At 35.4% G+C, this 21112-nt stretch carries 17 protein-coding genes; 2 read left to right on the top strand and 15 right to left on the bottom strand.

The window, feature by feature from the left end; genetic code table 11:
- Positions 1-62 precede the first annotated feature (62 nt).
- From ACY0M5_RS19285 to ACY0M5_RS19355, 15 genes are all read right to left on the bottom strand, one after another.
- Positions 63-1013 carry a hypothetical protein gene (locus tag ACY0M5_RS19285; RefSeq protein WP_461630287.1) on the bottom strand — a complete coding sequence of 317 codons (951 nt, stop codon included), beginning with the start codon at positions 1011-1013 and terminating at the stop codon, positions 63-65.
- An 18-nt stretch (positions 1014-1031) separates the two neighbouring features.
- Entirely contained in the window at positions 1032-2048 is a 1017-nt protein-coding gene (locus ACY0M5_RS19290) for a hypothetical protein (RefSeq protein ID WP_461630288.1), read from the bottom strand.
- 7 nt (positions 2049-2055) lie between these two features.
- A complete protein-coding gene (locus ACY0M5_RS19295) occupies positions 2056-2955 on the bottom strand; it encodes a hypothetical protein (protein ID WP_461630289.1) in 900 nt (299 codons plus the stop codon).
- Positions 2956-2967: 12 nt separating this feature from the next.
- The gene (locus ACY0M5_RS19300; RefSeq protein WP_461630290.1) at positions 2968-4068 is read right to left on the bottom strand and encodes a hypothetical protein; all 1101 of its coding nucleotides are present in this window, start codon (positions 4066-4068) and stop codon (positions 2968-2970) included.
- 105 nt (positions 4069-4173) lie between these two features.
- Complete coding sequence (locus ACY0M5_RS19305) at positions 4174-5238, bottom strand: hypothetical protein (RefSeq protein WP_461630291.1); 1065 nt, start codon at positions 5236-5238, stop codon at positions 4174-4176.
- Positions 5239-5243: 5 nt separating this feature from the next.
- On the bottom strand, positions 5244-6050 hold the full coding sequence (locus tag ACY0M5_RS19310) for a hypothetical protein (RefSeq protein ID WP_461630292.1): 807 nt from the start codon (positions 6048-6050) through the stop codon (positions 5244-5246).
- 4 nt (positions 6051-6054) lie between these two features.
- Positions 6055-7029 (bottom strand): hypothetical protein, encoded by a 975-nt coding sequence (locus ACY0M5_RS19315; RefSeq protein WP_461630293.1) that lies wholly within the window; start codon positions 7027-7029, stop codon positions 6055-6057.
- Positions 7029-7748: a hypothetical protein gene (locus tag ACY0M5_RS19320; RefSeq protein WP_461630294.1), complete on the bottom strand. Its 720-nt coding sequence runs from the start codon at positions 7746-7748 to the stop codon at positions 7029-7031. Before ACY0M5_RS19320 ends, ACY0M5_RS19315 begins: the two co-directional genes overlap by 1 nt.
- Positions 7749-8790: 1042 nt before the next feature.
- The gene (locus ACY0M5_RS19325; protein WP_461631697.1) at positions 8791-9099 is read right to left on the bottom strand and encodes a transposase; all 309 of its coding nucleotides are present in this window, start codon (positions 9097-9099) and stop codon (positions 8791-8793) included.
- A gap of 531 nt (positions 9100-9630) precedes the next feature.
- Complete coding sequence (locus tag ACY0M5_RS19330; protein WP_461630295.1) at positions 9631-10884, bottom strand: hypothetical protein; 1254 nt, start codon at positions 10882-10884, stop codon at positions 9631-9633.
- Between the two features lie 86 nt (positions 10885-10970).
- Positions 10971-11258, bottom strand: a complete 288-nt coding sequence (locus ACY0M5_RS19335) for a hypothetical protein (protein ID WP_156194281.1) — start codon at positions 11256-11258, stop codon at positions 10971-10973.
- 36 nt (positions 11259-11294) lie between these two features.
- A complete protein-coding gene (locus tag ACY0M5_RS19340) occupies positions 11295-13733 on the bottom strand; it encodes an ABC transporter permease (protein WP_461630296.1) in 2439 nt (812 codons plus the stop codon).
- Positions 13734-13809: 76 nt separating this feature from the next.
- The gene (locus ACY0M5_RS19345; protein ID WP_101308872.1) at positions 13810-14493 is read right to left on the bottom strand and encodes an ABC transporter ATP-binding protein; all 684 of its coding nucleotides are present in this window, start codon (positions 14491-14493) and stop codon (positions 13810-13812) included.
- Between the two features lie 24 nt (positions 14494-14517).
- Positions 14518-16866, bottom strand: coding sequence for an ABC transporter permease (locus ACY0M5_RS19350; protein ID WP_461630297.1), 2349 nt, complete (start codon positions 16864-16866; stop codon positions 14518-14520).
- Between the two features lie 4 nt (positions 16867-16870).
- Positions 16871-18121: an efflux RND transporter periplasmic adaptor subunit gene (locus tag ACY0M5_RS19355; RefSeq protein ID WP_461630298.1), complete on the bottom strand. Its 1251-nt coding sequence runs from the start codon at positions 18119-18121 to the stop codon at positions 16871-16873.
- Positions 18122-18370: 249 nt separating this feature from the next.
- Here ACY0M5_RS19355 and ACY0M5_RS19360 point away from each other — a divergent pair, with 249 nt between their 5' ends.
- Complete coding sequence (locus ACY0M5_RS19360) at positions 18371-19750, top strand: sigma-54-dependent transcriptional regulator (RefSeq protein ID WP_101308839.1); 1380 nt, start codon at positions 18371-18373, stop codon at positions 19748-19750.
- A 34-nt stretch (positions 19751-19784) separates the two neighbouring features.
- A complete protein-coding gene (locus tag ACY0M5_RS19365; protein WP_306597680.1) occupies positions 19785-21098 on the top strand; it encodes a sensor histidine kinase in 1314 nt (437 codons plus the stop codon).
- The last annotated feature ends 14 nt before the right edge of the window (positions 21099-21112 follow it).

The raw sequence follows: 21112 nt of genomic DNA on the forward strand, positions 1-21112 counted from the left end.
AATTTAAATTTGATTATCTCTATATTTAACATATGAAACGTTTTGTAGTCGCAAGTAGTTTCTCATTGTTTATTGGTATATTGATTCGATTTTTCTAAATAATTTATTCTCTTTCCTTGCTGCAAAATGTATAAGGTTAATTCCTCAACTTTTTGCAACAACAGCTTATTCATCTCAGCCAAACCAACTCCATTCTCTTTCATCTCTTTTGCAGATGGAATATCCGGTAAGTGTTTGTTGGTTTGCACAAACTGCTCTACTTCTTCTAATGATTTCAACTCGTAATCTTCCTCGAAAACAAAATCGGCGGTTTGGGCTTCTACTTTTATTTCGGTGGCACGAATTGTTCCATTCACCTCCAACTTGGCCGTAGGAGAAGTAGTTCCAATACCCACATTACCTGATCTTCTAAAAGCATTGTCGCCACTTGATTCCCATCCGTTTTTTAACCCGTAATAAGGTGTTGTAGCTTCGGGATGTAGAAAAAACAATTCAGAGATTCCTATCCTACCATCGGTACCTGTTGCAGACATAAACGTGAATCTCAATTTGGAAAAAGTCCCTGAAGGCATTCTCACATTAAAATCGGATCCAGAATAAATAGTTTGAGAATAATCCGCTACAGTCACCCAAATATTTGCTCCACTATGAACATTATATGCCTCAATTTTAAATTTATTAGCAGGCCACCATCTTGTAGACCACCCCACCCAAGCTCCTGCTTGGGTATGGTAAGCTGGTAAACCTTCAATTAAAATAACTGTTGGATTCTGCTCCGTTGGTGCAGTACCAGAATAAGAAGGAGTAAAAACTCCATCAAACATTCTCCTAAGATCTATTGTTCCACTGCCGGTTTGCGTAACTTGGTATCGCGTATCAGCACTAAATAAAAGATTGTGTTCCATACCGACTACATTTCTGTTGGTCGTAATTGTTTGCGAGCGGGTCGTGAGTGCGCTAAGCAAGAATAAACAAAGCGGGAGTCCCTTGGTCCATTTAAATAGGGTTTTCATACATGTTAAGTTTAGATTTTATTTCTGATTCATGAATTTCTCTATTGCTTGTAACCGTAAATCCAGATCTTCCAAAGCAACTAATTTGACTTTTTGGGTCTTAATTTCTTCCTTTTGCAATACCAACACTTCTTCTTGTTGATTTTGCTTCTCAACCAAAGTTTGGTTATCCTTCTTGAGTTGAATGGCGTATAGGGTTAACTCTTCAATTTTCTGGAGTAGTTTGGAATTCATTTCACCCAATGATATTCCTTCGGCTTTCACCTCTTTTTCTGTGGGAATATCGGGCAGGTGTCCATTTTCAATAATGAATTCTTCTACCTCAGTTAGATTTCTTAAACTATAATCCCCTTTGAATACAAAATCGGCCCAATTGGCTTCTACTTTTATTTCTTTAGCTCGGATGGTGCCATTTACCGCTAACATATAGCTATTAGGAGATTGTGTTCCTATTCCAACATGTCCGTAAAAAACTGAACAGGCATAATCGTGATATTCTGTAACATTGGGTGAATAATCCCCTACAATTAATAATACATCCTGATTTACCGGAATGCCCCGATTCTCATAAGCTATCCACTTCATATTTTCTCCGGTAGATTTCGTCCAACCCTTAAACCTAAACCCACTACTATGATAGTCAGGTCTGTATGGCACATCTAATGCCAGGTATTTTTTCCCTTGATACATTACCAATTTCAATTTCCAGACACCATCAGAATTAAAACTTGTAAGTCCTCCTTCAATATGAGTATAGCCAGAAGAAGTATTTACAAATGCAAGATTTGTTCGATTATTACTTACTTGACTCCCTCGAATTGCGCAAACCTCACCAATTGCAAAGTTTTTACCAATTTTTACTCCATCGTAAACTTCATGCAAAAGAATAACGCTTTTTGTGTAGTCTCCCAGTGTGTTATATCCAATATTTACAGCTTTAAAATCCTCTGGAGAAAGATTTGTTACCTGAGCAAATCCAGAATTTATTCCTACAAGGAAAAAAACTACTGTTAACTGCTGATATAATTTATTCATAATTTTATTATTGTAGATTATCTAGTTTTTCTCTTAATTCTATATTTTCATTTCTCACACGAGTCAATTCTCCCTCAATACCTTCCACTCTTTTATGAGTTTCCAGCACATATAATGTGAGCTCTTCAATCTTTTGCAACAATTTGGCATTCATTTCACCAACCGAAATCCCTTCTTGTTTCACCTCTTTTCCAGTTGGAATTTCGGGTAAGTGTTTGTTTTCCTGTATAAATGTATCGAGATCATTCAGGCTCCTCAATTGGTATTCGTCTTCGAAAACAAAATCGGCCCAGTCTGTATCGACTTTTATTTCTTTTGCTCGGATGGTTCCATTCACTTCCAATTCATGTTTTGGATTTGAAATTCCGATTCCCATTTTTCCTTCGATTACAGGATCTTTAATAGGTGCAGTAAATGATTGACGATCTCCTGTCTTGCTATCCCAAACCAATTGGTAGTCAACAGGAGGATTTTCATAAGTCCAGGACTCCAGACTTCCGGTTGCCTGATAATTGAATACTGCGTACCTGCAATAATTGCTTTGCCACATCCACAAATAGTGATAACCATCGGGAGCTTTGTAAATTCTCCATTCTATTCTGTTTGTATTAATTGTGCTTCTTCTGGCGGCATCCCCCATTTCAAAAAGCAATGGACGAATTCCTCCGCGACTGCCAAACGAAAAAATAGCATAATACTGTTCTGACCCTGTCCGACCAAAATCTGTTTGAATATTTAATGTTCCCGAAAATTGAGAATACTCAGCACCATCTATTGGTTCGCGGTTTTGTATCCGAGCTATTTTTACCCAGCGTCCGGTTGCTCCCGTTGCCCCCAATCCTTTTTCAATGGAATACCCTGTAAATGCATAAAGGATTAAGCATATTCCTAGCACTATTTTTTTCATTGCTGTTCTTTTTTAATTTGTGGTTTTACCGATTCGTTTTTCAAGACTTAAAACCCTTTTTATCAACTCCTTATTTTCAGAATTTTGACTTTCATTCTCATTTTTGAGTTGTATCACATAAAGCGTTAATTCTTCTATTTTTTGAAGCAACAGCTTATTCATCTCAGCCAAACCAACTCCATCCTCTTTCATTTCTTTTGCAGATGGAATATCCGGTAAGTGTTTGTTGGTTTGCACAAACTGCTCTATTTCTACAAGGGATCTTAATTGATAATTGTCTTCGAATACGAAATCGGCAGTTTGAGCTTCAATTTTTAATTCGGTGGCGCGGATGGTGCCTGCAACATCAAGTTTTATACCGGAATCTGGATTATTCTTTCCTATGCCTACATTTCCGCAAAACATCACATTCCCCCCTCCTTCAAACCTGGCAATCTGAGAGGCTGCATTTATATCTGCACAATCACCTCCTCGACAAGTATTTCCCCATATTGAAAATGAGTCATTAAAGTCATCGGTAATATATAATCGTAAATCAGAAGCTGAATTTTGATGAACTGGAACCAGCAATGCGGCATCGCTGGAATGCATTCCATCCTGATAACCCGAAACAGCATCTGTTAACCAAACAGTGTTTGCATTTCCAACTTGCAACCTATTTCTTAATACGAAACTACCATTAACATCTAATTTAGAAATTGGTTTACTTGTCCCCATACCAAGATTCTTAGCTATAAATACGTTCCCATTGTTATAAAATATCACTCTTTGATTACAACATCCATTGGAATCATCTGCCGGATAGTTCCAAAATTGCAATCCTCCTCCAGCATAATCCACTCCGTTTGAACTCATATTATACATTATCCAATTAGCTTGTTCTCCAATAATCCCGTCACTATAAAGTCTTAGATAACCACCAATACCATTATCACCACTACCTTGAATTCGAAGATTCCCTTTTACATCCAGACTTTCTGTTGGCGAATTTGTTCCCACTCCTACTTTCCCATTATTAATATAAACTGGACTTTCTGATCCTCCAATTTGAGTTTGTGCCCAAACAGATAAACTGGTGAGGCTTATAAAAATTAGTATGCTTAGTCTTTTCATAATTCAATTAATAGTTTATTTCCAATAATACACCTGTTCCCTGCTGAAGAATTCTTACTCAATACATTTCAATCAGCTAATAGATTGGGATAGATTTACTGACAATTATTTACCTAACAATATAGTTTCCAATTTGGCTAAACGGTCTTCAATCACTTCGCGGGAATTGGTCTCTGACTGAAGACTTTCATCTAATTCTTTTATCGTTTTTTGCTGTTCAATAGAATATAGCGTCAACTCTTCTACCTTCTGAAGCAACAGCTTATTCATCTCAGCCAAACCAACTCCATCCTCTTTCATTTCTTTTGCAGATGGAATATCCGGTAAGTGTTTATTGGTTTGCACAAACTGCTCTATTTCTACAAGAGATCTTAATTGATAATCTTCTTCGAAAACAAAGTCTGCAGTTTGAGCTTCAACTTTTATTTCGGCAGCGCGGATGGTGCCTGCTACGTCAAGTTTAGATTTAGGTGAAATAGTTCCTATTCCAACATTTCCATTATTCTTCACAAAAAATCTTTGTTTCCAATTCCCTTCATTATAAGTTGAAAAGTAAATATCGCTTGCACCATGTAATGCAATCACCTTATTCCCGGAACCATTTATATTACTCTCCAGAACAAGATATCCTTCACCACTTCCCCTAATTCGTCCTGAATTACCATCTCCGAAATAAGTCCAATGATTATAGGCATTACCTAATCTTGCGCTAACTAAATCTCCATGATAAAGAACTGCATTACTGACTTGTAGTTTTGCTTCAGGATTAGATGTTCCTATCCCAACATTTCCAATAAAACTCAATCCATTATTTACTGATTGCCAATAATTTGACAAGTTTAAATCCGTCACTTTAAGTTCATCTATATTACCGGAATGCCAAATTCGATTCCACTCACCCCAAGTAGATAGATAATTGCCACGCAGATATAACTCTGACTCTAATCCGGCACAAGGCATAAAAATTTGCCCAGAATATCGGGTATCCATAAAATTAAATGTAAAACCCGAACCATAATTAAATCCCGGACGGTTTACAGGTTGCCAACCCGTGCTGAAAATAGCTGTTTCGGTAAAATTCAAGTCGGATACACTTGTTTGGGTGTACTGAGCTTCAGTATTTGCATAGAAGCCCATAAATAAAATGAGAATAAGGATAAATTTTTTCATGTATTTTAATTCTTTGATTTTTGCAATGCCTGTACTTGCTGAGTTAAAGCATCAATTCGATTCGATTGAAATTCCATTTGTTGGTTTTGTTCCAGAAGATAAAGGGTTAACTCTTCAACCTTTTGAAGTAGCTTAGCATTCATTTCTCCTACTGAAAGCCCTTGTTTTCTGACTTCTGCTTGCGCTGGAACATCTGGTAAATGTCTATTATGAAGAATGTAGAGTCCCAATTCTGATAATGGCATAAGTTGATAATCTTCAGAAAACACGTAATCAGGCCAGGATTGAGATAATTTTATTTGAATTTCTTCAGCCAATATTTTCCCATCAACTGATAACCGATACCCCACAGGAAGATTACTCGATCCTATACTAACTCCCCCTCCTGTGCCATTGCCATGTAAAATCATTACTTCATTCCTATTGGCATTTGCTCCGCCACCAGATTCTGTATCGGTATTCACCATACGAAAAACCAATCTATTAGATCCTTCGTCATTGCGGTATTCTTGTATGGCTTCTGCATCTTGTACGAATGTGTAAATTGCCTCTTCAAAACCTGTAGTTCTTTTAATTACAAAGGGTCTGTTATCCTCTACTTCTCTGCTGTAATCAGCAAACGTATTATTAAAAATCGCAACTGGCGTGCCCTTTGCTTCTAATGTTCTTACATCAAAAGGTGCTACAGGAGACGTAGTTCCAATCCCAAGCCTCCCACTTTCCGGAATTGAGTTGGTTTGAGCTTGTACAGTATATAATGTGCTTGAAATAAATAGAAAGGTGACAATAATACAGGTTCGTATTTTTTTCATTTTCTTAGTTTTTTGAGTTTTCAATTTGGTTCACTTTGTATTGCAATTCCTGAATCTGCTTTTGTTGTTCTATCACGTAAAGGGTTAGCTCTTCTATCTTCTGCAATAGTTTCGCATTCATTTCTCCAAGAGAGACACCATCTTTTTTCACTTCATCTTGTGTTGGGATTTCAGGAAGGTGTTTGCTCTCTTTTATAAAAACATCCAGATCATTTAGGCTTCGAAGCTTGTAATCTTCTTCAAAGACAAAATCGGCCCAATTGGCTTCTACTTTTATTTCTTTTGCGCGAATTTTGCCATTGACAGCCAGTTTATATCCATTGGTATTTTGTGTTCCTATACCCACGGAACCATTCACATTTAATCTCATAACGTGCGTAAACTCTGAAAGACTGCACGCCGTTGCATCAATCCCCCACGTATTGCCGTAAAAGTCAAGATTGCTACAACCTCCAGATTCCATTGTCAGTACCATTCCAGAAGCAGTACTTGAACCAGACCAAACCGGTTTAAATTTGCTCACATCCCCGTCATCAATAACGGCGTTAAAGCTTATAATCCCGGCATTATTAACTGTTTCCCTTTCGTTCAACTCTATATAATCACCAACTCTTAGCCCATTGTTTGCTCCAACAGATTTACCTATATCAAGTCTCGATCTTGGAGTTAAGGTGCCAATTCCAACATTGCCATCAATACCACTCACTATAAACTTGTGACTCTTTGCATATCCTCCTGACCATACTCTAAAATCACCATTAGAACCTCCCAGGTCACAAAAACCTTCGAAACTTCCTGTACGCTCCATTCGCAACTGAATCATATTAAAATACCCAACACTATGAAGAGGAACCAGAGGATTTGGCGTTCCAACACCTACATAACTTCCCTTGTAATATATTGGACTGCTCTCAATTTGTGTTTGTCCAAATGTTGTGATAGCATCACAAATAAATAAGATGACAAGTATCCTTTTCATTACTTTCTAATTTCAAGTTCTTTAATTCTATTATTTTGACTTTCAATAGTCCTATTTAATTCTATTACATACAAGCTTAACTCCTCTATCTTTTTGAGAAGTTTCGCATCCATTTCAGCCAGAGAAATACCCTTTTCTCCCACTTCCTTTGCCGAGGGAATCTCCGGTAAATGTTGATTCTCATTGATAAAAGTTTCTAATTCATGCAAAGACAATAGTGAATAATTAGGTTCAAATACATAATCTGGCCAACCAGTCGCTGTTACTTGTACCTCTTTCGCATTTATTTTTCCATTAACTGAAAGTTTTGCTGTTGGAAATTTCATTCCAATTCCCACATTCCCATTTCCTTGAATCACGAATAAATGTTTAAACACATCATCCTTGCCTGTAGCTCCGTAAACAACCGATCCATCAACAGTATTATCATTACTGTCAGTCATTTCAAACACATATGCATCTTGATAATTTTGACTTCCTGCAAATGAAGCCTGTGCTCCAGCATCCTGCTTATAAATTTTCAATCCTGTTTCTGCACCTATTCCTCCAATAGATAGAACGTTTTGGTAATTCGAATTGTCAGTAGGATAATCTCCGCCATACTGAGATCGACTATTTAAATTAATACTTGTCGCCTCTACATACTGTGCCCTGATATAATTTACTGAGAGCAACATTATAAACAGGAACACCGCTGTTCCATTAACTTTTTTATTCATTTTATATTATTATAATTTGTTTTTTGTTTTCTACACAGCCTGTCCCGAACTTTTTTTGGGAGAACTTACCTTGGTGGAATAATCATCCTCCTGCATGTCAAAATATCCTTATCATGGACGTTTCATATTATTTTATTACAAAACATAAATGAGAATTATATTTTCATTTATAATATCAAGAAAAATTTATGTGAGCATACATTAATTTATCATTACATTCACATTTCTAAAAAATAGATTTATCAAAAAAAATGCAAAATTAAACAATCCTTTACCTTGTATATATATTCCTGTTTTTAGAAAAAGGTAACCCTTTAATTAACGATATTAATCATATATATACTCAGTCTAAATACTGAAATAAAAAGAAACTATAATACACATATTCATTTAATACCGAAATACTTATTGACATATTGATTTTGACAATTGATCTAATGTAACAGGTTGTACATCAAAAACAAGTAAACATTAATATATAAATAACAATCGAAATACATACGAAACAATAATATATCTCAAACTATTACCTGCAGAAAAAAAAATAACAAATAAAAGAGTATTAAAACATAATCTGGAAACAATCAACGAAACCAAATATTTGCACTAGATTTTGGCAAATGAGTAATTAGTTTAATCACTTCATTTATTCAAAGAAATTTCAAGAGATAAAAAGATGAATTCTGAAACTTGGAGGGTAATAAAATTAATTTTTCATAAATCTTTTTTACAGTAGATAGAAAAGCAGGCATTAAGACGAAAATGGGTAATATTAAGATTGAATGGTAAAAAATTAAAAGCAGGCACCTACTCGGTCACCTGAAAAGCAATACACACTAACTATCAATACATTAAGACTAAGTTTCGATTCCCTGCAGCTCCACCAGAAGAACCTCAAACTTCATCAAAACCGCTCAAACCAAAAGGTTTGAGCGGTTTTCTTTTTATATTGCAATCAAGAAAAATTGAAAATAATTCTATTTTCTTTAAGCATTATCTTGAAATTACACCAATTAAAAATCAAAACATTCATTAAAGCAATTTAGAAAAAAGCATTTTGAGTAATTGATTTAACAAGTTTCTTTTTCAGCTTATTTTCAGTGAATTTGTGCCGCCATTGTTTCACAGCATCTAATGTTGCGAATACTTTATTTTTATAATATTGCTTTATGTATTGCCATATTTTCTCAGAAGGATTTAACTCTTGCATGTATGGAGGGATTCGTATTAATCTAATATTCTCTGGTGTTGTGCAATGCTTAAAGGAATGAAAGCCAGCACTGTCAATTACCACTATCTTTAGTTCTGTTGGTTTATATTGAGAGAATCGTTCTAAATATTTGTAGAAGATATCGCTGGAAACGCCTTAAATTTCATAGACAAAAGAATCGCCATTCATAGGAGAGAAGCTTACATATAGGTAAGTATTCTTAAAAGCAAGTTGATATCTCACAACTGGCTTTATTCCTTTTATTGTTAAACATTTCCCTATAAGTGTCATTAAACCAAATCTGCTTTCATCTTGATAATATAAATTAACTGACTCATGCTTATCTTTATCAAGATTAATTCTATTTGAATGTAACCAATCAGGTAGTTTTTTAAAGACATCAATGGTCTGTTCGTTTTTTTTGTAATGAGATTTTGTCGGAGTTTTAAGTTTGCACTTGAAGTGTATAGTCATATAAGCTCTTAAAGTATAATATTCAATATCAGTGTTATATGTTGATTTAACCCAAATTACAGCATCCCAATACACTCACAATGGATTCTTAGAATCTGCACGCTTTTCTTTAAGTCAGTATGAATATCAGTTAATTACAAAAAAATATCCCATTTTGAAAAAATCAAGATGGGACATCTATTCTAAATATGACAATTTTCACATAAAATCGATACGTTCGATATCTTCCCATTTAAAGTTTTGGTATTCATCTTCATTTACAAAAATAATTACTCCCGCATTTTTATTGGAAACATCGGTTTGGTCGCCAAGATACAGCTTCATCCCATTTTTTAGTTCAACAAGACAATAGTTGTATGCCATTGGTTTAATACTGCCAATATTTCTAAAAGGGATAGCAAATTCCAATTTATCATTTAAACCATTTAAAATTTCCGAATCCATTGCCTCATCTAAATCGTAAACAATTACTCCTTTATACGATTTACCTTCCTTTGTAACTAATGTACCAAACAACCTTTGCGATGCCCTAAATTCAGATAAACAATCTGTATTTTTGGAAAGAGGAAGAATCTCCAAAGAAAGAAAGTGACTCCAGGGAAAATCTACTCTTCCAACATTAGGAATACTAACAATAATTCCTCTATTGTATTTATTAACATCATTCTCACCGGTCAATTCGAACTGTCGTTCGGAATGCAAAGTAATGAGACTTCCATTTTCTGTTTTTTCAATTTTTTTTATTTTATCAAAAGAGATGGATACGTCTCCATCACGGCTTCTTCCATCCAATTTATCTCCCAAAAGACGCTCATCGTGATCCCATTGAATAAAACCTGTAAACTCTCCTTTCGTTGTTGTAATCTTTCCATAAATTGGGTCTCCAAAAGTCTCCATATGATCAGTAGGTGTTGTTTCAAAATTGACTATATCAATACGATCCCAATCAATTTTCAACAAGCCTAATTCCTGATCAATGATCCAAACTTTTGTTCCCACATCATTTGAACCGCCACTTAAGTTAATATACTTTCCATTTTTAAGTTCTAAACTTACCGATTCGCTTCCAGTTACAGATATTGATTTTATATCGCCAAACCGACATTGAAATTTTCGATCGTAAACACTGGTTAAATTTCTCCTCTCATCATTAATTGTGACTTCGAAGCGATCCCATGTTCTATTTCTACTGTATCTCTCTTCATTATTTTTAATTTTGGATTCCGGAAGGTATTTCAGGTACGGATTTTCTTCTTTGTCAGCATTAAACACATCTGTTAAAAACACCTCTTCATCATCCCAACGAATGGCACCCTTATACACATCACCATCAATTGTAGTGATACTACCGTATAAATAACATGGATATGTTTGACCCAAAACAGAGAATGAGCCAAAAAACAGTTGAATTAGAAGAAAAAAGAATATGAGATTTTTTGCTAGACGATCCATACTTCCTGATTTAAATTTATTGTTCTTTCCGCTCGTATGACGAATAGACACAACAAAAGTTACACAAGAAATAAATATATCTTCAGCTATTTTTTACGAAACAGCACCTGAATGTTCTTTGATGACTCTGAAGGAGTAAAAATCTGTATTAATTCCCAATCTGAATCATAGTCGGCGATGAGCTTTTTTAAATTATAGATCTTGAGTAATTTCTCTGTTATATCATCTGATTTATCTGCAATTTCTTTGGATACATCCCAAGAAAATGATTCCAATCTAAAAAACACAGATATTTTCTTATTCGCAAGTTTAACTTCCACTTCTGCAACTTCATTATCATCACCAAGTGGTATCGGAACACATATTTCTCTCATGAGTAAAAGATTTAGAAGATTTATACCATATTGAGTTTATTCATATTTAATTGCCTTAATTGGGTCGGAACTTGCTGCCCGGTAAGACTGCCATGCTACAGTAAACAGCCCAATCACTAAAGAAACAATTAGGGTGACAACAAATATCCAAATGCCTATTGAAATGTGATAAGGAAAATCGCTCAACCAAGCACTTAAAGCCCAATAAGATATTGGAACAGCTATGATATTCGCAATTACAATTAACCTGATAAATTCACGAGTCAGCAAATACACCAACTTCGCTACCGATGCACCCAATACTTTCCGAACACCCAGCTCTTTGGTTCGTTGCTCGGCCATAAAAGAGGACAATCCAAAAAGCCCCATGGATGCAATTAAAATGCTTATCAAAGAAAATATTGAAAAAATCCATGTCAGTCTTTCTTCCGGTTCATAATTTTCTTTCATTCTATCATCTAAAAAGGAATAACCAAATGACATATTGGGACAGAACTCATTCCATACTTTCTGAATATATAGTAGCGTTTCTTTTCTATTTTCAGAATTAATTTTCACGTGCAAATTCCTTCGGTAATCAGGATTTTCCGAAACAATGAGGTTCATCGGCTCAATTAAATCTTTAAGAGGCTGATAATTAAAATCCCGAATTACACCAATCACCTCTCCCAATTGAACTTCTCCTCCTTCATCAACACCATCAATTTCAACTCCCAACTGAAGCTTTTTCCCTAAGGCATTTTCGCCCCAGTTAAATTTAATTGCGGCCGACTCATTAACGATAAATGCATTGATTGTATCTGATGGAATCTCCCGATTAAAATTTCTTCCTTTCAGAATATTCATTTCCATTAAATCGATATAATCGAAATCGATAACATTGAAATTTAATGCATACTGCTGCATCCCTTCATCACTCTCGTACAAATGCACCGTTTTCGATCCGCCAAAACCAATTAATGAACTCGAAGTTGCAACAGCCTTTATATTAGGGTTTTTCTTCAGTTGCATTTTTAACGCATCTATTCTTGTCCGCAACACAGAATCGCGAATAACCGAGACTACAATATCTTTTTTATTAAATCCCACATCCATACTATTCATGTACAGGAATTGAGATGCAACAATGATAGTTCCGCTAATCATCATGGCTGAAACTGTAAACTGTGAAATCACAAGCAATTTTCGCAAAAAACCATTTGCTCCACCTCTGCCATTTCTTCCTTTTAGAATAAAAACCGGCTGAATTGAAGACAAGTAAAGAGCAGGATAACTCCCCGAGAAAAGACCTAAGAGGACGGCAAGAATTACATTAAACAAAATCACCTCCGGAGTATCCAAAATACTCAATGTGAGATTCTTATTTACCAATTGATTAAACAGAGGCAACAATAATTCAACGCATATTAAGGCTATAATAAGAGCAAAAACTGTTAAAGATATACTCTCCATCATAAACTGACGAATGATATTATCTCTTTGTGCACCAACTACTTTACGAATACCAACCTCTTTTGCTCGTTTGGAAGACCGTGCTGTTGCCATGTTCATGTAATTAATACTGGCAATGGACAAAATAAAAATGGCAATTGCTGTTAGAATATAAATGTATTTTATATTGCCGGTTGGAGCATCCCATTGCAATTGTGATCTTAAATGAATATCCCCAAGATGCTGAATTATTAATTTGTAGGAAACCCCCAGTTGATCTCCAAGCTCCTTCATGTATTTCTCATAGTAAGCCGGAAACTTTTCGAGAATAGCATCAGCCCGTGAATTTTCTTTTAACAACAAAAAAGTATAATTATTAAAAGACCAAAATGAAATTGGTTGCTGACTGTTAAATTGCTCCGCTCCCCTTATGCTTTCCAATGTTTTCATGGAATAGAAAGCATTATATTTAAAGTGGCTGTTGGAAGGGAGGTCTTTCATTACTCCACTAACAGTATAGGCTGCATTTTCACCAACAAGCAATATCTTTCCTATTGGATCCTCGTTGCTAAAATACTTCTTAGCCAAAGTTTCATTTAGTACTATTGAGTATGGCTGAGTAAGAGCTTTTTTGGGATCTCCTTTAAGCAGGGGAAAGCTAAAAATAGTAAATACTGAAGAATCAACAAAGGCGATATGCTCTTCATAAAACTCTTTATCATCATATTTAAACTGCTGTCTTCCTGAACCTTGAAACCGAACAAACTGCTCCACCTCAGGAAATTCCTCAGCAAAGGTTGGCCCGAATGGCAAAGGCGATGTCGCAACACGGTCTCTCTTTCCACTCAAAGTAAAATCTGATCCCAAACGAATGATCCGTTCATGATTCACATTGTACTTATCATATGATAATTCATCCTGAACAAACAGTAAAATCAGAATTGTACAAATTAATCCTACAGATAAACCAACAACATTAATTGTTGTATAGAATTTATTTCTGGAAAAATTTCGGAAAAGTGTAATGAAGAAATTCTTAAACATACTTGCCTTATTAATATGCAGCTCAATTTTCAGAATATGAACCTAAGAATTGATTAATAACGATAATATTTTCGTTCTAAAGCTTTTGTCTCATATTCTCAGTTACAATATGTCCGTCAAACAATTGAATAATACGATGACTTCTATCTGCATCTGACGGCGAGTGAGTTACCATAATTATTGTAGTTCCTTCCTCATTAAGCTGAGTTAAAAGATTCATCACCTCTTCTCCGTTAGCAGAATCCAAATTACCCGTTGGTTCATCCGCTAAAATCAATTTGGGATTGGAAATAACTGCTCGTGCAATTGCAACCCTTTGCTGCTGTCCTCCAGATAATTGCTGAGGAAAATGCTTAGCTCTATGGGCAATATTCATTCTTTCCAATGCCTCATTTACTCTTCTTTTTCTCTCTGCTCCCGATACTTTCATATACAAAAGAGGCAACTCAACATTCTCAAAAACAGTCAATTCATCAATCAAATTAAAACTTTGAAAAACAAAACCAATGTTTTCTTTTCTCAAATTTGTTCTTTGCCTTTCAGTGTAGTTCTCTACCTGATAGCCATTAAAATGAAGCTCTCCTTCACTTGGATTGTCAAGCAAGCCAATAATATTCAGCAAAGTTGATTTGCCACATCCCGATGGCCCCATTATCGCAACAAATTCGCCTTTATTAATTTCCAGATTGACATTATTTAATGCCGTAGTCTCCACCTCGTCGGTTCTGAAAACTTTAATTAAATTTTTAGTATTAATCATAGCCATATCTATTTATACAATCACTTATTCATATTTTAGCACTCGCACCGGAGTTTTTAAAGCCAATTTCCATATTTGCTGATAAACTGTAAGAAAGGTTATCAACAGAGATACAAATCCTGACAAGATAAAAATTCCAATTCCAATATCTATTCGATAGGCAAACCCTTTTAACCACCACTCCATCACAAAAAATGAAAGTACCCAAGCAATGAAATTGGAAAGCATTACCCATTTAAAAAATTCTTTCAACAACAATTGAAATACAGTATCCATATTAGCTCCAAAGACCTTCCTTAGTGCCATCTCACGGGATTTCCGTTCTGTAACAAAGGAAACAAGCCCAAACAAGCCCAAACATGAAATAATAAAAGCTATTATTGTAAATGAAATAAATATTTTACTCATTCGTGATTCAGCCGTATAAAAATACTTAAAGTCCTCTTCCAAAAATCGATAAGTAAACGGAATATCCGGAACTGTTGAGTCCCAAACTGTTCTTATTTTATTTAGAATTGGCTCCACATCTTCTCCAATTCGAATAGCTATATATTTAAATGCTGCCGGGTTTCGCATCATGATTAAGGGTTCCACTCCAACCTGAAGACTATTAAAATTAAAATCTTTAACAATACCTATCACCTCGCCCGAATAATCCCAAATCTGCAAAGGTTCTCCAATGATATGGACCATATTCATCTTTTCTGCCGCCGATTCATTAATAATAAATTTCAAGCTATCCCCGCCATGCAATTTGGAAAATCCCCTTCCCTGAATCACATCCATTTCAAATGTTTCAATGAAATCATAATCCACAAAAGACAATTGAAACAAGATATCTTCAGAATCTTTTATTTTTCCGGGCCAATCTACATCCCAAGTTGAATTTGTAAAATTCACCGGCATTTGGTTTGCTGCAGTTACCCAGTAAACTCCCTGGATTTTAGTCAACTCATTCTTCAACTTAGGATAAATCGAATTAAAATCATCTGCCATCTCAATATAAATCAAATCGTTCTTATTGTAGCCAACATCCGATTCCCTTAAAAATTTCAGTTGCTGATAAATAATCCCTGAACAAATAAACAGAGATATCGACATGCTAAATTGAATGACTACCAACACCTTCCTGAGCAGAGCAGAATCTTTTCTTGACACACCTTTAATTACATGAATTGGCAGAAAAGAGGACAGAAACAACGCCGGATAACTTCCTGACACAATTCCAGTAAGCAATACAATACCAGAAACGCTAAACAAAAATTTTATATTATTTATCCCCAATGACAAATCTCTATCCGTTAAATCGCAAAAAACAGGGAGTAGTAATTCGACCAAAACAACGGCTATTCCTAAGGATATTAATGTGAAAAATATCGATTCGCCAAGAAATAAACCGATTAAACCTTTTCGCTGAGCTCCAACTACTTTTCTAACAGCTACTTCTTTTGCTCTTCTTTCTGATCTGGCTGTTGCCAAATTCATATAATTAAAACAGGCAATTAAAAGTATCAAAACAGCTACCAGCAGGAATACTCTCACATACCAAATTGAACCCACTTTATTCGTGTTAATGGCATACAAATGATATTTCACGAAAGCCTGAAGATCAAGATCTACATTTGAATTCTTAATACGATCTTTAATATACGTTTGTAACTGAGCCACCAAATCATCCGAATCAACTCCTTCTTCTACTTTAATAAAAGTGTGAAAAGTATTTGCCTCCCAATCATTTAAATCATAAGACCACAATTTCCCAAAAAATTGAAAAGGAAGAATAAAGTCGAAAGTTATTGATGAATTAGCCGGCGGATTTTGAATCACAGCCGAAACTACATAATCAAATTTGGAATTTATTTCAATCTTTCTTCCAATCGGATCCAATTCACCGAACAATTTCTGAGCGAGCTTCTCTGTAAGCACAATTGAATTTTCCTCCTTAAAAGGATTCTCTTTTTCTCCTTCTACGATAGGAAAAGTAAAAATCTGAAAGAAATCTGCGTCAACAATTTTTCCGCCATCCTCAACAAAACTTTTCCCATCCGCAGAAAGAATCAATTGCCCCCAGGTAGTAACCATTCTGGTGGAATACTTAATTTCCGGAAATGTTCTTTTTATTGATTCGGCTAATGGCGCAGGTGTTGAATATACCGAAAACACATCCCCGTCTGCATAGTTCTGATTCTCATAAACACTATAAACCTGATCAATATCCTCGTGAAACTTATCAAATCCCGTTTCATATTCTACCCATATTAATATGAGTAACGTACAAGTCACACCAGTTGCCAATCCTAAAATATTCATTAAAGAATAGGCTTTTTGCCGATATAAACTTCGTAAAACGGTATTCAATAGAATTTTTAACATCCACTTACTTTAAAACCAATTTGTCAACATCCCCGTAAGATTCATAGCTATTTGTTACAACTCTCTCTCCCGGTTTCAAGCCCTCAAGAACCTCATAATACATCGGATTTTGATTTCCCAATTTAATTGCACGTTTTGTAGCAAACTCACCACTGGGATCCACAACGAATATCCACTGCCCTCCTGTACTTTGAAAAAAACCTCCTCTTTGAATCAACACAGCCTCCCTGGGCTCTCCCAATTCAATTTTTGTTCTAAATGTTTGCCCGGTTCTAATTCCAGGAGGAAGTTCACCAACAAATTTCATATCAATTTCGAACTGACCACTACGTACTTCCGGATAAACTTTATAAACCACTAAATTATAATCAACGCCGCTAAAACTAAATTTAGCCTTCAATCCTTTATTTAATCGTGCAATGTAGAGTTCGTCAACCATCGCATTTATTTTATAATTATCCAATACATTCACCTGTCCTAAACGCTGCCCTCTTGACTTTGACTCTCCCAATTCAACATTTAAAGATCCTAACTGACCATCAACAGGTGCTTTTACATTTAGATTCTGGAGTTTTGCACGAACCATTTCCAGATTGTTTTCCATGTTTTTCAAATTGGCATCCAATCGTTGAATTTGAATTGTTCGCGCAAGAGAATCGGTTTTTTGTCTCTCCAAAAGCAACTCCCTGGTTTTTTTATAGTAATTGTAATTATCATTTGACTCGTCGAATTCTTCCCGGGAAATTAAATCCTTCTCAAAGAAAACTTTATTTCTCTGATAAGCCCTTTTACTCTTTGCCAAATTTAAATCGATATCCAACAAACTTCTTCTTACATTTAAACGATCCTGTTCCATACTCAAACGGGTATCCCGTAATCTATTTACTTGCTCAGTAAAGCCAGCTTCCGAATTTAATATTTGTAAGTTCAACTCTGAATTGCTTAAACGAAGAATCACATCGCCCTTTTTAACCATACTTCCCTCTTCCAGCAGGATCTCTTCAACCCGGCCTCCTTCAATAGCATCTAAATAAACAGTGGTAATTGGATTGACCGTTCCCGTTCGGGCAATGTATTCCTGAAAATAATCAGTCTTCACATCTCCAATTGAAATTTTCTCTGCATCAACACGTAATCGGGATCCTGACTCTCCCAAAAATGCTGCATACAAAACAACGACGCCTAGAACAGCTCCCGCTAAGTACCAATTTTTCCTTAGTAAATACCAGGCTTTCTTTTCAATAATTCTATCCATTATAATTTGACTTTTTTAATCCTTTTTCAAACACAACCGCAATATAGCCACTTTCATGCCAAAACACTTTTAACATTGATTAACAACTTCTTGAAAAACCAAAACATATTGATTTCCACGCATCTGTGAACGAAAACAATACAAGAACTGTACGTATGCGAACATTTTTCTTTTAATATTAAAATTTTAATGATAACTTGGATTCCTATTTAAGATACTAAAACCTGAAACGACAAATTAATTCAAATTATGGCAAATCAAAAAAACGGCAAAATATTAGCTATTGATGATAACGAAGATATCCTGTTTTCTTTAAAGTTGCTGCTTAAACAACACGTAGAATTAATACACACTGAGTCTGATCCGGAAATGATTCCCAAACTCATGAAACAGGATCATTACGATGTTGTGTTGCTTGACATGAATTTTACAAAAGACGCAATTAGCGGTCAGGAAGGATATCATTGGCTAAATAAAATACTTGAAATTGACCCACAGGCAGTTGTACTATTTATTACTGCATATGGTGATATCGAAAAATCGGTAAAAGCTATAAAAGCGGGCGCTACAGACTTCATATTAAAACCATGGCAGAACGAAAAACTTCTTGCCACCATCTCGTCAGCAATAAAACTACGCAGATCGAAAGATGAAGTAAAAGAACTAAAGACAAAACAAAAAGAATTAAATGCAGTTCTTGACCAACCATTTAATGACTTTATTGGTACATCTCCTGAAATGCAGCAGGTATTCTCAACCATCACAAAAGTGGCGGTAACAGATGCCAACGTCTTGATTCTTGGTGAAAACGGTACAGGCAAAGAATTGGTTGCAAGAGCACTACACCGAAACTCATCAAGAAAAGATGAAGTTTTTATCAGCGTTGACCTTGGATCCATAAATGAAAACTTATTCGAAAGTGAACTGTTTGGACATGTGAAAGGTGCATTTACAGATGCCCGCGCCGACCGTCCCGGCCGATTCGAAATTGCTTCAGGCGGAACACTATTCCTAGATGAAATTGGGAATTTAAGCCTGCCGATGCAAGCAAAACTATTAACTGTTTTAGAGCGAAGAGAAGTGATTCGGGTTGGATCAAACAAGCCAATTCCTATCGATATCCGTTTAATATGTGCAACCAATATGCCACTAAAACAAATGGCATCAGAAGACAGATATCGTCAGGATCTTCTGTACAGAATTAATACTGTTGAAATAAGTCTTCCTGCTTTAAGAGAACGATACGAAGACATCCCACTTTTGGCAAATCATTTTCTTGAAATATATTCTAAAAAGTATAAAAAAGGCATCAACCCTCTATCAAAAGCATGCCTAAACAAACTTTACGATTACAGTTGGCCTGGAAATGTGAGAGAACTTCAACATTTAATGGAGCGGGCAATCATTATGGCAGACGATCGAAATCTGGACCCGGCCGATTTCCAAGTAAGTATTGAAAGAAATGGTCAGGATGATGTTGAATTTGATTCCTATAACCTTGAAGAAGTTGAAAAGAACATCATACAGAAAGTATTGAAAACAAATAAAGGAAATATTTCCAAAGCTGCTGGAGAATTAGGTCTTACGCGCACATCTCTTTATCGAAGACTAGAAAAATATGGTTTATAAAAGCTTCCGGATTAATTTTATAATAAGAATCATCGTGCTCTCAGCAACGATATTCTTATTATTTTACTTGATTGCAAAAAAGAGCCTCTACTTCACAGCAAGCCTTACTTTTATTGCGATTATTTATCAAATATATGAAATTATTAAGTACGTTGAAAAAACCAACCGCCTGCTAAAGAATTTTCTGGAATCCATACGATATTCTGATTTCACACGAAATTTTCAGGTTCAAGGCCTTGGAAGCTCATTCGACAAGCTGCAGGAGTCTTTCAATGCGGTAATTACTGATTTTCAGAAAATAAGAGCAGAAAAAGAAGAACATTATTTCTATTTACAAACCGTAATTCAACACATTGGAATTAGCTTAATTGCATTTCACCGCGATGGAAAAGTAGAAATGATTAACAATGCCTCTAAGAAACTTTTTCAGGTAAGCAACCTTAAAAGAATACAAGACTTAAGCGGTTTTAGTGAAGAGCTTGTAAATTGCCTGTTAAGCCTTAAGCATGGAGAAAACACACTGGTTAAAGTTGTTGACAACGAAGATATCCTAAAGCTTGCTATTTACGCTACCGAGTTTAAAATTAACAACCGGCAAGTAATACTTGTGTCAATTAAAAACATCCAATACGAATTGGAAGAACAGGAAATTGAATCCTGGCAAAAACTAATTCGGGTACTGACTCATGAGATTATGAATTCAATCACGCCAATCTCTTCCCTATCTACTACGCTAACAACAATTCTTGATGATTTCGGGGAAAACAACACCAATAAGTTTCAAGATGAGGATCTGGAGACGCTGAACGAGGTTAAACTGGCTCTTGAAACAATCCATAAAAGAAGTTCCGGACTTTTGCATTTTGTAGATACTTATCGGAATCTTACAAAAATTCCAAAGCCAAATTTCGGTATTTTTCAGATAGAGAAGCTGTTTGACAACATTCATCGCCTGATGGAGGAGGAAATAAAGAGGAAAGGCATCAAATGTGAGATTAGTATCAACCCTCAAAGTCTGGAGCTTTCTGCCGACGAACAGCTGCTTGAACAGGTTTTAATCAATTTGATTAAAAACTCTATTCATGCACTCGAACACACAACCGATCCAAAAATTGAACTGAAAGCCTTTATGAACAAAAGAGGCAGAATATCAATTCAAATAAGCGACAACGGACAAGGCATTATAAAAGAGGTACTTGACAAAGTATTTATTCCATTTTTCACAACAAAGCCTAAAGGCTCTGGTATTGGATTAAGCCTGTCAAAACAGATATTGCGACTGCACGGAGGAACCATTACCGCACAGTCAATTCCAAACGAAAAAACCAGTTTTACTCTTACTTTTTAACATGATTTAACACC

This window comes from Labilibaculum euxinicum (genome assembly GCF_963678175.1).
GTDB classification, from domain to species: domain Bacteria; phylum Bacteroidota; class Bacteroidia; order Bacteroidales; family Marinifilaceae; genus Labilibaculum; species Labilibaculum euxinus.

Bases quoted from the DNA above. Each gene is read 5' to 3' on its own strand.
- ACY0M5_RS19285 (WP_461630287.1), bottom strand. From the start codon at position 1,013: ATGAAAACCCTATTTAAATGGACCAAGGGACTCCCGCTTTGTTTATTC.
- ACY0M5_RS19290 (WP_461630288.1), bottom strand. From the start codon at position 2,048: ATGAATAAATTATATCAGCAGTTAACAGTAGTTTTTTTCCTTGTAGGA.
- ACY0M5_RS19295 (WP_461630289.1), bottom strand. From the start codon at position 2,955: ATGAAAAAAATAGTGCTAGGAATATGCTTAATCCTTTATGCATTTACA.
- ACY0M5_RS19300 (WP_461630290.1), bottom strand. From the start codon at position 4,068: ATGAAAAGACTAAGCATACTAATTTTTATAAGCCTCACCAGTTTATCT.
- ACY0M5_RS19305 (WP_461630291.1), bottom strand. From the start codon at position 5,238: ATGAAAAAATTTATCCTTATTCTCATTTTATTTATGGGCTTCTATGCA.
- ACY0M5_RS19310 (WP_461630292.1), bottom strand. From the start codon at position 6,050: ATGAAAAAAATACGAACCTGTATTATTGTCACCTTTCTATTTATTTCA.
- ACY0M5_RS19315 (WP_461630293.1), bottom strand. From the start codon at position 7,029: ATGAAAAGGATACTTGTCATCTTATTTATTTGTGATGCTATCACAACA.
- ACY0M5_RS19320 (WP_461630294.1), bottom strand. From the start codon at position 7,748: ATGAATAAAAAAGTTAATGGAACAGCGGTGTTCCTGTTTATAATGTTG.
- ACY0M5_RS19330 (WP_461630295.1), bottom strand. From the start codon at position 10,884: ATGGATCGTCTAGCAAAAAATCTCATATTCTTTTTTCTTCTAATTCAA.
- ACY0M5_RS19335 (WP_156194281.1), bottom strand. From the start codon at position 11,258: ATGAGAGAAATATGTGTTCCGATACCACTTGGTGATGATAATGAAGTT.
- ACY0M5_RS19340 (WP_461630296.1), bottom strand. From the start codon at position 13,733: ATGTTTAAGAATTTCTTCATTACACTTTTCCGAAATTTTTCCAGAAAT.
- ACY0M5_RS19345 (WP_101308872.1), bottom strand. From the start codon at position 14,493: ATGATTAATACTAAAAATTTAATTAAAGTTTTCAGAACCGACGAGGTG.
- ACY0M5_RS19350 (WP_461630297.1), bottom strand. From the start codon at position 16,866: ATGTTAAAAATTCTATTGAATACCGTTTTACGAAGTTTATATCGGCAA.
- ACY0M5_RS19355 (WP_461630298.1), bottom strand. From the start codon at position 18,121: ATGGATAGAATTATTGAAAAGAAAGCCTGGTATTTACTAAGGAAAAAT.
- ACY0M5_RS19360 (WP_101308839.1), top strand. From the start codon at position 18,371: ATGGCAAATCAAAAAAACGGCAAAATATTAGCTATTGATGATAACGAA.